Raw genomic sequence first — 14,527 nt, forward strand, 5'->3', positions numbered from 1 at the left:
GATGCGCGCAGGAAGGCTCTTCCGAGCAGTTGCGCGCATAAGTCTGCACCTTTCGCCGCGGGGTGATGGATGTCACTCGGTCTCCCGGTGCACGGAACGGTCCCGCCGGTCGTCTGACCCTTCGAGGGAACACTGCCGGCCGAACCGCGAGAAGGGAGCGAGACCTTGCCTCACGTCGTCATACAGGCAGTCCAGGCTCGCCTGGTCACACCCGCACCCCGGTTGGAGACCGTCCCGACCACCCTGCGCTACGACCGTGCGGACCCCTTCGCGGTCACCGTGGGCTTCCCGCCGCAGGCCACGCTGGCGGGTGTGGCGGTCTCCTGGGCGTTCGCACGCGACCTGCTGGGCGCGGGGCTCCGTGCGCCTTCCGGTGTGGGCGACGTACGGATCCGGCCGTTCGGCTACGACCGGACCGTCCTGGAGTTCCACTCCCGCGAGGGCGTCGCGATGGTCCATATCCACACCGCCGAGCTGCGCCACTTCCTGAAGCGGACGGAGACGCTCGTACCTTCCGGGCGCGAGCACCGCTATCTCGACGTGGACCAGGACGTCGTGGAACTGCTGCGGGACGCCTGCTAGCGCGACGGCCGGGCACCTGCCGGGCCTGCGCTCCCGCGCCCGGCCAGGATCGGCGATACTCGCGGCATGGCTGACCATGGTGCGGACGACGGCGCGGACAACGGATACCTGCTCGACAACCAGCAGGCGGAAGCCGGCATCCGCTTCGACGCCCTGGCCGAGCTGTTCGATCCGGTGACCTTCCGGCACATCGACCGCCTCGGCATCGCAACGGGCATGCGGTGCTGGGAGATCGGCGCCGGCGGCCCCACCGTCCCCCTGGGGCTTGCCGCACGGGTCGGCCCGGACGGCGCCGTGGTGGCCACGGACATCGACACCTCGTGGACCGAGTCCGCGCTGGGCACCGGCACCGGCACCGGCACCGGCACCGGCACCGGCGGGACCATCGAGGTGCTGCGGCACGACGTGGCGGCCGACCCGCCGCCGCCCGGCGGATTCGACCTGGTCCACGCCCGGCTGGTCCTGGTCCATGTCACCGACCGGGCCGAAGCCCTGCGCCGGATGGTGCAGGCGCTGCGTCCCGGCGGCCGGCTCCTGATCGAGGACGCCGACCCAGGACTGCAGCCGCTCCTGTGCCCCGACGAGTCCGGCCCCGAGCAGCGGCTCGCCAACCGTCTGCGGTCGGGTTTCCGCGAGCTGATGGCCGCGCGCGGTGCGGATCTCGCGTACGGGCGGACGCTGCCCCGGCTGCTGCGCGAAGCCGGCCTGGACGACGTACAGGCGGACGCCTACTTCCCCATCACCTCGCCGGCCTGCACTGTCCTGGAAGCTGCCACCGTGCGCCAGATCCGCTCCCGTCTCGTGGCAGCCGGGATCGCCACCGACCACGACATCGACCAGCATCTGGCGAACGTCGCGACCGGCCGCCTCGACCTGGCCACGTCCCCCATGATCTCCGCCTGGGGGCGCCGCCCCGCTGTCCGGCCGACGGTGTGACCGCGCGCTACGGCGCACGACCGGACGCCTGCGCGGTAAATCGCTTTGCGGGCGGGCCGGATCGGCCGTAACGTTCTCCCTGGCCCTGTCGTCGTTGATCGGAGTAGGACATTGCGCTACTGAGGTCTTGAGACACCGTGCCGTGCAGTGACCACACCTGCGCGCACCGCGTGTGACCTCGGTATTCGAGCTGTCCTCCCGGAACAGGGCCTTCTCTGTGCCCTGCGGTGTCTCCACCCGTTGCCCCCACCCCTTTTCGCAGCAACCGGGAGACCCGTATGTCAACCCATTCGTCCACCCACATCTCCTGCACCGCGCTCTCCTTCTCCTGGCCGGACGGGACCTCGGTCCTCGACCGGTTCCAGCTGGCCGTCGGCCCCGGCAGGACGGGCCTCATCGGCGTCAACGGGTCGGGGAAGTCGACCCTGCTCCGGCTGATCGCAGGTGAGCTGACCCCGACCGAGGGAACCGTCCGCGTCACCGGCGACATCGGGTACCTCCCGCAGAACCTCGTGCTCGACACCGCGCTGCGCGTGGACCAGGCGCTGGGCATCGACGTCCAGCGTGCCGCGCTGCACGCCATCGAGGCGGGTGACGCGAGCGAGGAGCACTTCACGGCGGTCGGCGACGACTGGGACGTGGAGGAGCGCGCCCACGCGGTGCTCGGCCAGCTCGGACTCGGCTCGGTCGGTCTCGACCGGACCATCGGCGAGGTCTCGGGCGGCGAGTCCGTCCTGCTGAGGCTCGCCGCGCTGCTGCTGCGCAGGCCGGACGTCCTGCTGCTCGACGAGCCGACCAACAACCTCGACCGGCACGCCAGGCAGCGGCTGTACGCGGCGGTCGACGCCTGGCCCGGTGTGATGGTCGTGGTCAGCCACGACCGTGAACTCCTGGAGCGCGTCGACCAGATCGCCGACCTGCGGGACGGCGAGGTCCACTGGTACGGCGGGGCACTGTCCGCGTACGAGGAGGCGCTCGCCGTGGAACAGGAGGCGGCCGAGCGCATGGTGCGGGTCGCGGAGGCCGATGTGCAGAAGCAGAAACGCGAACTGGCCGACGCCCAGGTCAAACTGGCGCGACGCAAGCGGTACGGGCAGAAGATGTCGGACCAGAAGCGCGAGCCCAAGATCGTGATGGGTGCGCGGAAACGCGCGGCGCAGGAGTCGGCGGGCAAGCACCGCATCATGCACACCGAGCGGCTGGACGACGCGAAGGAGCGGCTCAGCGAGGCGGCGGACGCGGTGCGGGACGACGACGAGATCCGTATCGAACTGCCGTACACCAAAGTGCACCCCGGCCGGAGCGTGCTGACCCTGCGGGAACTCCACCTGCCGTACGGGAGCGGTGTCGAGGGCGAGTTCACCGCCCACGGACCCGAGCGGATCGCCCTGGTCGGGCGCAACGGAGCAGGGAAGACCACGCTGCTGCGGACCATCGCGGGTCAGCTGGAGCCGGTCTCCGGGGAGGCGACGGCGCATGTGCCGCTCCGGTTCCTGCCGCAGCGGCTCGACGTGCTCGACGACGGGCTGAGTGTCGTGGAGAACGTGGCACGCAATGCGCCGGAGGCCGGTAACAACCTGATCCGGGCACGGCTCGCCCGGTTCCTCTTCAAGGGGGCGCGTGCCGACCAGCCGGCCGGCACGCTGTCGGGCGGCGAACGGTTCCGGGCCGCGCTCGCCGCGCTGCTACTGGCCGAGCCCGCCCCGCAGCTCCTGATGCTCGACGAACCGACCAACAATCTGGACATGGCCAGCGTGCGCCAGCTGACGGCCGCGCTGGAGTCCTACGAGGGGGCGCTGATCGTGGCGAGCCACGACCTGCCGTTCCTGGAGTCGGTCGGTATCACCCGGTGGCTCACGCTGGGGGGCAGCGAATAGCCGGAATCCGGCAGCGAATAGCCCGGCATCGAAGCGTGATATGGCTCTCCGTATCGAGGCCCGACCTGGCGGCATAACAGACCGTAACGGCACATATCGGAACAGGGGGTTGGCTGGGGCTTACTGCCGCCTTAACCTACGGATACGTAACCTACGAATCCGTAGGTAAATACTCCCGTCCCCAGGAGCCCCCGTGACGATCACCTCTCCCCACCTCGGCAGTACGGACGCGTGGACAGACGCCCGGCTGCTGTATGCGCTGGAGGAGGTGGTGGAGAAGGAACTCAACCGCCATCTCTCCGTGGCCAAGGACTGGATGCCCCACGAGTACGTGCCGTTCTCCGACGCACGTAACTTTCCCGGCTTCTTCGAGGACGGGAAGGCGTGGGAGCCCGAGCAGTCCAAGGTCACGGACATCGGCAGGACCGCGCTCGTGGTCAACCTGCTGACCGAGGACAACCTCCCCAGCTACCACCACGAGATCGCCTCGCTCTTCGGGCGCGACGGAGCCTGGGGCACCTGGGTGCACCGGTGGACCGCGGAGGAGGGCCGGCACGGCATCGTGATGCGCGACTACCTGCTGGCCTCGCGCGCCGTCGACCCGGACAAGCTGGAGCAGTTCCGGATGGCGCACATGTCGGAGGGCTTCGAGTCCGACAACCGGCACTCGATGCTGCACTCGGTCGCGTACGTCGCGTTCCAGGAGCTCGCCACCCGGGTCTCGCACCGCAACACCGGCCACCAGTCGGGCGACCCGGTCTGCGACCGGATGCTGGCGCGGATCGCGACCGACGAGAACCTGCACATGGTCTTCTACCGCAATCTGCTGGGCGCGGCCTTCGAGATCGCCCCGGATCTCACCATGCAGTCGGTGCGCGACGTCGTCGTCGACTTCCGGATGCCCGGACACGGGATGCCCGGCTTCGAGCGGGCCGCCGCACAGATGGCGATCGGCGAGATCTACAACATGCGGATCCACCACGACGACGTGCTCCAGCCCGTGCTGCGGTACCTGAAGGTCCTGGACATCGACGGGCTCGGCCCGGAGGGACTGAAGGCGCAGGAGGAGCTGGGTATGTACATGGGCGGCCTGGACGCCGAGGCCGCCAAGTTCGACGCGAAGCTCGCGGCCCGCAAGGCCCGGGTGGCCGCACGCGCCGCAGCGTCGTAGACCCGGAGAGGCCGTGGGCCCTCCTGCCGTAGCCGGTGGCTACGGCAGGAGGGCCTGCGTCTTACACGGCGCAGCCACCGTCTTCCACTGCGCCGTCACCGTCGCGGCGGTCCGCTCATGGCTCCGCCGCGAGCACCCCCGGGCCGCGGCCCGGCCTCCCTTCCGGGGCTCGGCTACGAGCGCAAGGCGTCGACCGGTTCCATGCGGGAGGCCCGCAGTGACGGGTAGAGGCCGGCCAGAAGTCCTACAAGGGCTCCGGCGACCGGGGCTCCGAGCGCGAGGCGCACGTCCAGGACCGGGGTCCAGTCCCTGACGGCGGAGACGACCACCACCACGACCATGCCCAGGGCGGCGCCCACGACACCGCCGAGCAGTCCGATCGTCGTCGACTCCACCAGGAACTGGCCGGCGACCTGACGCCGCGAGGCCCCGAGGGCACGGCGCAGTCCGATCTCCCCGATCCGCTCCATGACCGTCACCAGCGTCACATTGGCGATACCGATGGCCCCGACCACCAGCGAGACCAGCCCGAGGACCAGGAACAGGCCGTTGACGTCGCCCTGCACTCCCTTGCGGGCCCTGGCCGGATCGGGCGGTGCCGTCACGGTCAGGGAAGCCTCGGCGCCGGGGGCCAGCGCGGTCGGTGCCTGGTGGGCGACCTGGTTCGCCGCGCCGAGCGAGGTGTTGATCAGTATCCGGGTCACGGTTCCCAGCCCCATCCGGTCCGCGGCCGTCGTGGGCGGCAGGATCACCGCGGTGGCGAGCTGCTGTTCCCGCTCCACTCCGCCGAGTATCCCGATCACCGTGTACGCCTGGCCCTTCAGGAAGACCGCGGGAGCGTCCTCGACCGAGCTGATGCCGAGGAGCCGCGCCGCCTGGTCGCCGAGGACCGCCAGCCGGTCGTGCCGGGCGATGTCCCCGTCGTCGAAGAAGCGCCCGGCGGTCATCCCGCCCCGTACCGCGGCCGGCAGCGTGGGAGACGCCGCGACGACCGCCATGGTCTGGCCGCTGACCTCGCCGGGAGCGACCACGTCGTTGGAACGCACCTCGACGCTCGCGGTCTCCTGGGAGTCGGCGATCGCCGCCACCGACTCGACCCCGGCCAGCCGGCGCACCGCGCCGACACCCGACCAGTCCACGAGCGGGCCGGAGCCGGCCGACGCCACGGAGGGCACCCCCACCGTGACCGAGGTGGCGGCGAGGGCGTCGAACCGGCCCACGATCTGGTTGCCCGCCGTGGACGAGATCCCGATGGTGATGACCAGGGTGGTGATGCCCAGAACGGTGCCCAGCGTGGTCAGGGCGGAGCGCATCGGGCGGGCGAGCACCCCCGCCAGCGCCTCGGACCACAGGTCCCTGAGGTCCATCCAGGGGCGCTCGACGGCGCCCCCGGCCCGTGCTGTGCCCCCGGGAGCCGCAGCTTGCACGGCGCGTGTCCGGGACCTCATAGGTGCTCCTCGGTGAGCCGTCCGTCGCTGATCCTCACCCGCCTGTCGGCCCGCCGGCTGACCGCCTCCTCGTGAGTGATCACCACCAGGGTCATGCCCTGCTCGCCGAGCCGGCCGAAGAGGTCCAGCACCGACTCGGTGTTCTCGCTGTCGAGGTTGCCGGTGGGCTCGTCGCAGAGCAGCAGGGCGGGCTCGCTCATCAGCGCCCTGGCGATCGCCACCCGCTGTCTCTCACCGCCGGAGAGCCGGTCCGGCCGGAAGCCGGCCCGGTGCGCCAGGCCCACCCGTTCCAGTGCCTGCTCGGCCCTGGTGGGGCGGCCCGCCCGGCCGCGCCCGGGGCGCGGCCGGCGGTAGGTCTCGGCCAGCATGACGTTCTCGTCCACGGTCCGGTACGGCAGCAGGTGGAAGGACTGGAAGACGAACCCGATCCGGCTGCCGCGCAACGAGGTGCGCTCCAGGTCGCCGAGCACGTTGGTCTGCACCCCGTCGAGCCAGTAGGCCCCCGATGTGGGGCGGTCCAGCAACCCCAGGGTGTTGAGCAGTGTCGACTTGCCGGAACCGGACGGACCGACGATCGACAGGTGCTCCCCGCGCCGGACGGTCAGGTTCACGTCCCGCAGGGCGTGCACCGGCGGTTCGGAGTCGAAGGTCCGGTCCACGGCAGTCAGTTGGATGACAGTGTCCGCGTCGGGCACGACGGAGGACGGCGGACCGGTCATCGCCCGACCACCACCTGGTCGCCGGCCTTCAGCGCGGCACCGGACGACGGGGTGACCTCCACCTGGCCGTCCGCGGAGAGCCCGGCCTCGACGGGTACGTCCACCACCCTGCCGCCGCGCGCGACCTGCACCCGGGCCTTCTCGTCGGCGGAGGTGTGCAGCGCGGCGACGGGCACGGTCAGTACCTTGCCGTCCGACGAGCCCACCTCAATGGTGACCTTCGCGGATTCGGTGGCGTTCTTGGTCAGCTTCCCCGCCGGCACGGAGATCTGCACCGGTACGGGAGCCGAGGTGCCCTCGCTCCCGCCGGCCGGGGTCCCCTGCTGTTTGTCGGCGTCGGCCGAATCGCCCTTCGGTACGTCGTCGGCGAGTGCCACCACTTCTCCGTCCGCCTTCGTGCCGTCGGTGGTCTCCACCCGGGCCTGCATGCCCTTGTGGAGCAACTTGGCGTCCTCGGCCGGGACCACGGCCTGCACCACGACCTTGGAGCTGGTCACCGTGGCGACCGGCCCGGAGGGGGTGTCTCCGGTCTTCGCGGACACCTTGTCCAGCCGGGCCGGGAGGTCCGGCAGGAAGACCACCTCACCGGCGGGGACCTTGGTTCCGTAACCGGCCTGGAAGGCGGAGAGCGCGGCGTCGGCCGCGTCCAGCTGTTGCTGCGCCGATTTGAGTTGCAGCTTCGCGGTGTCCCCGCCGGTGCCCGCGCCGCCACCCGGGACGCTGCCGGATCCCTTGGAGCCACCGGTTCCCTTGGAGCCGTCGGTTCCCTTGGAGCCGCCGCCCGGGTTCCGTGCCGCGAGAAGGGCCTGCTGTGCGGTGGTCACCGCCGCTTCGAGCGTTCCCAGCTGCTGCTTGTCGGCGACGGTGGGCTCCATGGCGCGGTAGCCCCGGCTCTTGTACCAGCGGCTCACCGCCGCTGCGTCCGGCTGCCCGTACGTCCCGTTGGCCGAACCGGGGTTGAAGCCCAGCCGGGTCAGCGCCTGCTGGAGCTGCCTGACATCGTCCCCGGAGGCGCCGGGGCCCAGCGTGCGGTACATCGGCACGGTGCCCCGCAGCACCAGGACCGGCCGGCCGCTCACCTGCATCAGTACATCCCCCTCCTTCAACTCCGCCCCGGCGGACGGTGCCTTGGTGACCCGCTGGGCGACGCTGTCACCGGCCCCCGATCCGCCGGACCCGGACCCGGACCCGGAGTCCGGAGAGCCGACGGAGCCGGCCAGGGTCACTTTCCTCGGCGAGCCGAACTCCACCGAGCCCTGGGCCACCACACTCGCGGTCAGCGAGCGGCGCTCGACCGTGACGGTGACCGGACGCGCCTTCGGCGGCCGGTGCGCGGCGGCGGCGTCCGCAGGCGACTGCATCCGCGATCCGGCGAACCAGCCGCCCGCTCCGACCAGCGCCACCGCGGCGACGACGACCGTCAGCTGTCCGGGACGGGTACCGATCAGCTTGGGGCGCTTCCTCACCCGGCACCGCCACCGCTGGTCGGGGCCTTCAGGAACTTCGGGAAGTAGGCGGCCCGGAACTCCTTGCCGCACTTCAGGTCCTGCATCGCCACCTCGATGTCCTTGGTGAGCAGAGGGAGGGCGTCCTTCTTGCTCATGGACTTGCGGGTGTTCCCGTCCGCTTCGACGGGGGCGATGCCGCCGGCCCCGGCCGGAGCGGACTTGAGCGCCTGGAGCCTGACCATCTCCCCGATGCCGGTCGGCTGCGTGGTCGTCACGGAGATGCCGTCCTTCGTCAGACACGAGGCGTACGACTGCGCCAGCGCGACCAGCTTCGGATCTCCGTTGAGTGCTTGCGCGTTGGCCTGGTTCTGGTTCGCGGTCCTGGTGCTCCGCTCCTGGGCCGTCGCGGAGCCGTAGACCTTCTTGTCGGCCTCTCCCTGACAACCGGTCCAGTTCTTCTCCCCGGTCTTCGGGTCGGGGGGAGCACCCAGCGCCTTGTTGTACGCGGTCTTCTGCTCGGGAGTGAGCGTGTCCACATAGGCCGCGTTGGGCGTCCTGCCCGAGTCCTTCCGGGCGGCCGTACTCCCCGATGAACCGGCGTCGTTGGGGTAGACGATGCCCGAATAGATGCCGAATCCGTACTTCTGCCGGTACTTCTTCGTCAGCGCGTAGTCCGCCCCGTCGGTGGCCCAGGAGGCGGCGGGATCCTCGGGTGCCACGGGGGTGTAGGTGAATCCCTGCTTCTTCATGCAGGCCGCGATCGCGTTCTCCAGGAGGTACTGCTTCTTGAGATCGGCGTTCGCGTCGGCGGGGATGTCGAGCTGTCCCGACGAGCCGGCCGTGGTCTTCGCTCCGTTCGCCGAGTGGGATTCCGAGCCGGTGCCGGTGCCGCAAGCCGCCAGCAGCGGCAACAGGCTCACCGCCGCGGCCAGTCTCCGGACAGCGCGGGATCGATTCATTACTTCCATCCGATCGGGAGGGGGGTTCTGCCTGCGGGCGCGGGAGAACGTGGAGTTCACAGTGGCGCCGGCAGTTCATGGCCGTGGGTTCGGCACATGACCGGGCTGTAACGGCCCCCGCCGTATGACCGCCCCCGGCGACCGCCCTCAGCGACCGGCGCCGGTCATGCAGGCGGCCCGGTGACCAGGACACCGTTCTTGTCGTAGGGCCAGGCGTTGGCGACGCACCCGTGCAGGCCCTTGATCTGCTGCATCATCACGGGGGCCAGTCGTCCGGCGCCCGCGCAGGTCACATGCGAGTAGCCGAGGAAGTGCCCCATCTCGTGGTTGATGATCAGCGCCCGGTAGTCATGGATGGGTCCGTCGAAGGTGGGCGAGCCCTTGACCCAGCGCTTGAGGTTCACCACCACCCCGCCGGGAACCTCGCAGTTGTACTCGCCTTCGGTGTCCTGGTGGATGCCCGTCCAGCACAGGGCGTCCGCCGTCCCCGGTGTCGCGATTCTCACCGTGAGATCGTGCGGCGCTCCCGCGCTCACCAGCTGGAACGCGAAGTGCGGATCGTGGGTCCAGCCCCGCGGAGCGGCCAGTATCCCGGCGATCTCCTTGGCCGCCTGGGACGCCGAGGTGTCGAGGCCGGTCTCGACCTCCACGACGTAGCGCAGCGGGTGGGGACCGCTGCCCACCGTCGCGCCACTGGCCTGTGCGGTGACGAACGTCCCGCTGCCCTTCGAGGGGACGGCGGTCCCTGTCCGGCTCGGCTTGGGCGTCGGCTTGGGGGTGTGAGTCGGCGTGTGAGTCGGAGTGGGGGTGGGGGGAGGAGTGGGGACGATGTGTGTGCTCAGCGGGCGCGGTGCGTCGCTCGACGCGTCGCTCCGCCCACTCCCCAGGTAATACGTCGCCGGGCCCAGCAGGCCCGCGGCCACCAGCGCGCCGATCAGCAGTCTCCGGCCCCGGCGGCGCGGGCGTGCCCGGCCATGGGAGGACCGGCGCCGACGGCCGCCGCGGTGAACGGCCGGAGTGCTGCCTGCAGGGGGTGCGGATTGACGCTGTCGTGCCGAGTGCATGACAGCTCAACATGGTCGTTTCAGTTGACCGCCATGAGCCAGGACCGTAACAAAATGGCAACAACACATGGTTTCAGGGTGGCTTCCGCCGATTCGGGCCCGAACACCCGCCACCCCCGGCCCGTTGTGATCGTTGTGTAACGGCCCTCGGAGAGGGTCCTCCTCAGGACAGCCATGTCATCCGATCTGCTTACACTTTCGAAATGTCACGGATCCTGATCGTCGAAGACGACCAAGATGTCCGCAGGGCTGTCCAGTTGGGCCTGCGGCATCAGGGGCATGAAGTCCTCGGCGTGGAAACGGGTGAAGAGGGGCTGGAACAGCTCCGCCCCTTCCGGCCGGACGTCGTCGTACTCGATCTCATGCTGCCCGGCATCTCCGGCCTGGACGTGTGCCGCCGGATCAGGGACCGCCACCAGGTGCCGATCATCATCGTGACGGCCCGGGGGGACGACATCGACGTGGTCGTGGGGCTGGAGGCCGGCGCGGACGACTACGTGGTCAAGCCCGTACAGGCGCGGGTGCTCGACGCACGAATACGGGCCGTACTGCGAAGACAGGACGCGTCGGTACCGGGCGGCGCCCGGCCCCGGGCGGAGACGCACGGCGAGCTGATGGTCGACCGGGCCGGGCTCGTGGTGACGCACCGCGGCGAACCCGTCCCCCTCGCCCCCTCCGAACTACGGCTGCTGCTGACCCTGTCGGCCTCGCCCGGCCAGGTGTTCAGCCGCCAGCAGTTGCTGGAAGCGGTCTGGGAACACAGCTACCACGGCGACATACGGCTCGTGGACGCCTGTGTGAAGCGACTGCGCAACAAGCTCGGCGAGGACAGGAATCCCTGTTACGTGCAGACCGTACGCGGATTCGGCTACCGCTTCGGCACCTCGTGAGCGGCCGGACATCCATGCGGACGCAGAAGACCGCGCCGGCGCGGAGAACCGTGCGGGCACGCAAGGCCGAGCATCTCCACGAGGCCGGCACGGCCGACGAGTTCCCCGCCGCCGTACGGGGAACCAGCCCCCTGCGGTTCCTCCGGGCGGCCTTGGCGCGCATCCCGCTCCCGCTGCGCGGCCTGCGCCCCCGTCTGCTGGCGGCCTTCGTCCTGGTGGCCATGGCCAGCGCCCTGGGCACCGGCCTCCTCGCCTTCCGCGAGGCGCGCACGGGGGTGCTCCAGCAGAGCCAGGACTCCGTCATCCACCAGTTCCGTACGAGCGTCAACGCCGTCGCGCCCTACCTCACCACCACACCGGACCGGTCGAATCTCCAGTCGGCGGTGAACCAGGTGCTGTACGCGAACCCGTCGTCGGGGTGGCGGGTCATGGCGACGTCCGGCCGCCTCCGCGTCTATGCGCCGAGCGCTGATTTCGACGAGCCGAGCCCCGCACTGCGCCGGTCCGCGCGGGACAGACGTGCCGCGGTGTTCCAGCGGGTGAACGTAGACGGGCGTCCTCGTCTGGTCGTCGGCATGCCCATCACGTACACCTCCGGCCAGGGAACGGAGGCCAGGCTCTCCGGGGTCGTGATGTACCTGGAGGTCCCGCAGAACACCGAAGAGGCGTACGTCAAGGCCATGGTCAGCGGCATCGAACGAGCCACCCTGGTGGCCCTCAGTCTCGCCGTCGTCCTGGCGCTGCTCGCCGCGAGCGGCGTACTGCGCCCCGTACGGGCGTTGCGCGGGGCGACGCGCCGAATGGCCGCAGGGCACCTCGACGTCCGGCTGGCCGTCACCGGTTCCGACGAACTCGCCGACCTCTCCCGGTCCTTCAACGAGACGGCAGCCGAACTGGAGCGGACCGTGGGTGAGTTGCGCCGCCTGGAGTCCCAGGCACGCCGCTTCGTGGCGGACGTCTCCCACGAGCTGCGCACGCCTCTGGCGGCGATGTCGGCGGTCACCGACGTGCTGGACGAGAAGGCGCTGCGTCTGGAAGGGGAGACCGGTGACGCGCTGCGGCTCATCAGCGAGGGGACGGGCCGGCTGAGCGGACTGGTGAACGACCTGATGGAGATCTCCCGCTTCGACGCGGGGGCGGTCGAACTCAACCGGGACGAGATCGACCTGGCCGAGTCCGTACGGCGCACCCTCGCCTCCCGGGGGTGGCAGGGGCAGGTGGAGACCCGGCTGCCCGGGCCGGGTGAGCTCCGCGCGCGCGTCGATCCGCGCAGGCTCGATGTGGTGATGGCCAATCTGGTCGGCAACGCGCTGCGGCACGGGGCGCCGCCCGTGCGGCTGACCGTGGGGGTACGGGAGGAGGGGGCGGGCGTGGCGTGGGCCGTCATCGAGGTGACCGACAACGGACCGGGGATCGCCGAAGAGGCCATGCCCCATGTCTTCGAGCGGTTCTACAAGGCGAGCACCTCCCGGACCAGGAGCCAGAGCAGCGGGCTGGGCCTGGCCATCACGGCGGAGAACGTGCGCCTGCACGGGGGGCGCGTCCGGGCGGCGAACCTGCCCCGGGGCGGCGCGGTGTTCACGGTCGAACTCCCGCTGCTCCGCGACGACACCGATACCCATGCCGATACCGATACCGATGCCGACGTCCGCGGGGGTGCCCGGTGAGGGGCTCACGGGTGGCAGCGCTGCTGACCGGGCTCACGGCCGCGGTCACGCTCGCGGCGTGCGGAGTCCCCCCGTCCGGTGCCATCGAGGCCGGTGAACCGGCGAGCGGCATGTTCTCCCCCAGCTCGCAGCCCACGACGTCCACCACCGTCTTCCTCTTCTTCCTGCACGACGGAGACCTGACGGCCGTCCCCCGCCGGACCGACGACCCCGGGAACCTCGGAGCCATTGCCCGTCTGCTGTTCGAGGGGCCGACCGCGAGAGAGGCCGCGACGGCCACCACGGAGCTGCCCCATCTGACGGATACGCCTCGGGTGTCGACCGGCAACGACGGCACCGTCTCCGTCCGGCTCCCCGGCGTCGCGGCCCCGCTGAGCCATCAGGCCGCGCTCCAACTGGCGTGCACGGTGGCTCCGTCGATCCCGCCCTCGGTCCCCCGCACGCAGCGGGAAACCGACGGCGCTGCCGCGCGAAGCACCTCCGCGCACAGCAGCGTCCGTGTGCTCGGGGACGGGTGGACGATGACGCGGTCGCACTACGCGTGCCCCGTCGCGCACCAGCCGCAGGAGGCGCCGGAACGCTGACCCCACGGTCCCTCCGGCCTGTGCCCCCGCCCGGCCCGCGTCAGCTCGCGTCGCGTCTCAGCCCGGACCGCTCCTTCTCGGAGAGTCCTCCCCAGACTCCGAACCGCTCGTCGTGATCGAGTGCGTACTCCAGACAGGCCACTCGCTCCTCGCAGATTCCGCAGAGCCGCTTGGCATCACGCGTGGAGCTTCCGGGGTCGGGAAAGAAGAACTCCGGCCCCGTCTGGGCGCACAGTGCCCGCTCCTGCCAAGCGAGCTCAGGCGCGTTGCTGATGGTGATCGACATGATGGACACAGTGCCCGGCAGCGATCAATGTCCGGTCAACAAACGATGAACGAGCATCCCCGCGACGGGTCTCACCCACCGCCGGACTCACCCTTGATCAGCGCGAACCGCGCTCCGTAGGGGTCGGTCGCCTTGGCGATCCGGCCCACGCCCGGCAGATCGACCGGCTCCATGACGACGGAGCCGCCCAGCCGCTGCGCGGATGCCACGGCCGCGTCGGTGTCGGACACCTCGAAGTACGGCAGCCAGTAGCCCGCGTCGGCAGCGCCGGCCTGGACGAAGCCCCCGATGTTGGCCTCGGGGCCGCGGCCCGCCGGGGCCGCCATCGTGTACGTACCCCCCTCGTACGGCGCGGAGTTGGTCTCCCAGCCGAACACCGAGTGGTAGAACGCGGCGGCAGCGGGGACATCCGTGGTGTACAGCTCGGTCCAGCAGAGCGTGTTCGGGTCGTTCACCACGCCCATTCCCTTGTGCTCCTTGGGCTGCCAGGTCGAGAAGGACGCACCTGTCGTGTCCGTGAATCCGGACATGCGGCCCAGCGTGGCCACGTCGTGCGGTCCGAACAGCGATCCACCGCCCGCCGCCTCGACGGCCCGCACGGTCGCGTCGGCGTCATCGGTCTGGAAATAGACGGACCAGGACGCCTTGCCCGCCGGGCCCTCCGTCCCCTGCATCACCCCGCCGACCATTTTCCCGTCCAGGGCATACATGCCGTAACCGCCGAACTCGGGGCCCGCCGACTGGAACTCCCAGCCGAACAGCCCGCCGTAGAAGGCAGTGGCCCCCTCCTGGTCGGGGGTCGCGAGATCGATCCAGTTGGGTGAGCCTGCGACAAACGGAATGCTCAGCATGGTGCGCTCTCCTTGGCTTGGGGGGCGGTGTCCCCCGTCGACCTG

The 14,527-nt window shown here is 70.6% G+C and carries 14 protein-coding genes; 7 read left to right on the forward strand and 7 right to left on the reverse strand.

Annotation, left to right across the window (positions count from 1 at the left end):
• The first annotated feature begins 165 nt into the window (after positions 1 to 165).
• The 4 genes from OG210_RS00650 to OG210_RS00665 all read left to right on the forward strand — a co-directional run bounded on the left by OG210_RS00650 (position 166) and on the right by OG210_RS00665 (position 4,566).
• The gene (locus OG210_RS00650) at positions 166 to 582 is read left to right on the forward strand and encodes an SsgA family sporulation/cell division regulator (RefSeq protein ID WP_328333750.1); all 417 of its coding nucleotides are present in this window, start codon (positions 166 to 168) and stop codon (positions 580 to 582) included.
• Between the two features lie 66 nt (positions 583 to 648).
• Positions 649 to 1,518, forward strand: coding sequence for a class I SAM-dependent methyltransferase (locus OG210_RS00655; protein ID WP_371534744.1), 870 nt, complete (start codon positions 649 to 651; stop codon positions 1,516 to 1,518).
• Positions 1,519 to 1,796: 278 nt separating this feature from the next.
• Positions 1,797 to 3,395, forward strand: coding sequence for an ABC-F family ATP-binding cassette domain-containing protein (locus OG210_RS00660; protein WP_328333747.1), 1,599 nt, complete (start codon positions 1,797 to 1,799; stop codon positions 3,393 to 3,395).
• Positions 3,396 to 3,588: 193 nt separating this feature from the next.
• Entirely contained in the window at positions 3,589 to 4,566 is a 978-nt protein-coding gene (locus tag OG210_RS00665) for an acyl-ACP desaturase (RefSeq protein WP_327294211.1), read from the forward strand.
• Positions 4,567 to 4,739: 173 nt separating this feature from the next.
• Here the strand turns inward: OG210_RS00665 and OG210_RS00670 are convergent, their stop codons facing one another.
• The 5 genes from OG210_RS00670 to OG210_RS00690 form a co-directional block, all read right to left on the reverse strand.
• Entirely contained in the window at positions 4,740 to 6,014 is a 1,275-nt protein-coding gene (locus tag OG210_RS00670; protein ID WP_328333746.1) for an ABC transporter permease, read from the reverse strand.
• The gene (locus tag OG210_RS00675) at positions 6,011 to 6,733 is read right to left on the reverse strand and encodes an ABC transporter ATP-binding protein (RefSeq protein WP_371534748.1); all 723 of its coding nucleotides are present in this window, start codon (positions 6,731 to 6,733) and stop codon (positions 6,011 to 6,013) included. Before OG210_RS00675 ends, OG210_RS00670 begins: the two co-directional genes overlap by 4 nt.
• The gene (locus tag OG210_RS00680) at positions 6,730 to 8,199 is read right to left on the reverse strand and encodes a peptidoglycan-binding protein (protein ID WP_328333744.1); all 1,470 of its coding nucleotides are present in this window, start codon (positions 8,197 to 8,199) and stop codon (positions 6,730 to 6,732) included. The genes OG210_RS00675 and OG210_RS00680 overlap by 4 nt, the downstream gene beginning before the upstream one ends.
• Positions 8,196 to 9,140, reverse strand: a complete 945-nt coding sequence (locus OG210_RS00685; RefSeq protein WP_328333743.1) for a hypothetical protein — start codon at positions 9,138 to 9,140, stop codon at positions 8,196 to 8,198. Before OG210_RS00685 ends, OG210_RS00680 begins: the two co-directional genes overlap by 4 nt.
• A 164-nt stretch (positions 9,141 to 9,304) precedes the next feature.
• Positions 9,305 to 10,204, reverse strand: coding sequence for a DUF3152 domain-containing protein (locus tag OG210_RS00690; RefSeq protein WP_371534750.1), 900 nt, complete (start codon positions 10,202 to 10,204; stop codon positions 9,305 to 9,307).
• A 203-nt stretch (positions 10,205 to 10,407) separates the two neighbouring features.
• Here OG210_RS00690 and OG210_RS00695 point away from each other — a divergent pair, with 203 nt between their 5' ends.
• Genes OG210_RS00695 through OG210_RS00705 form a run of 3 tightly spaced genes read left to right on the forward strand, consistent with a single transcriptional unit; the run spans position 10,408 to position 13,345 of the window.
• The gene (locus tag OG210_RS00695; RefSeq protein WP_328333739.1) at positions 10,408 to 11,094 is read left to right on the forward strand and encodes a response regulator transcription factor; all 687 of its coding nucleotides are present in this window, start codon (positions 10,408 to 10,410) and stop codon (positions 11,092 to 11,094) included.
• Positions 11,095 to 11,108: 14 nt separating this feature from the next.
• Positions 11,109 to 12,761 carry a sensor histidine kinase gene (locus OG210_RS00700; protein ID WP_371534752.1) on the forward strand — a complete coding sequence of 551 codons (1,653 nt, stop codon included), beginning with the start codon at positions 11,109 to 11,111 and terminating at the stop codon, positions 12,759 to 12,761.
• Between the two features lie 11 nt (positions 12,762 to 12,772).
• Positions 12,773 to 13,345 (forward strand): hypothetical protein, encoded by a 573-nt coding sequence (locus tag OG210_RS00705; RefSeq protein ID WP_371534754.1) that lies wholly within the window; start codon positions 12,773 to 12,775, stop codon positions 13,343 to 13,345.
• Positions 13,346 to 13,385: 40 nt separating this feature from the next.
• Here the strand turns inward: OG210_RS00705 and OG210_RS00710 are convergent, their stop codons facing one another.
• Positions 13,386 to 13,631, reverse strand: a complete 246-nt coding sequence (locus OG210_RS00710) for a WhiB family transcriptional regulator (RefSeq protein ID WP_328333733.1) — start codon at positions 13,629 to 13,631, stop codon at positions 13,386 to 13,388.
• Positions 13,632 to 13,702: 71 nt separating this feature from the next.
• Positions 13,703 to 14,482 carry a VOC family protein gene (locus OG210_RS00715; protein ID WP_328333731.1) on the reverse strand — a complete coding sequence of 260 codons (780 nt, stop codon included), beginning with the start codon at positions 14,480 to 14,482 and terminating at the stop codon, positions 13,703 to 13,705.
• Positions 14,483 to 14,527 lie beyond the last annotated feature (45 nt).

Source organism: Streptomyces sp. NBC_00466 (assembly GCF_041433995.1).
Classification (GTDB): Bacteria; Actinomycetota; Actinomycetes; order Streptomycetales; family Streptomycetaceae; genus Streptomyces.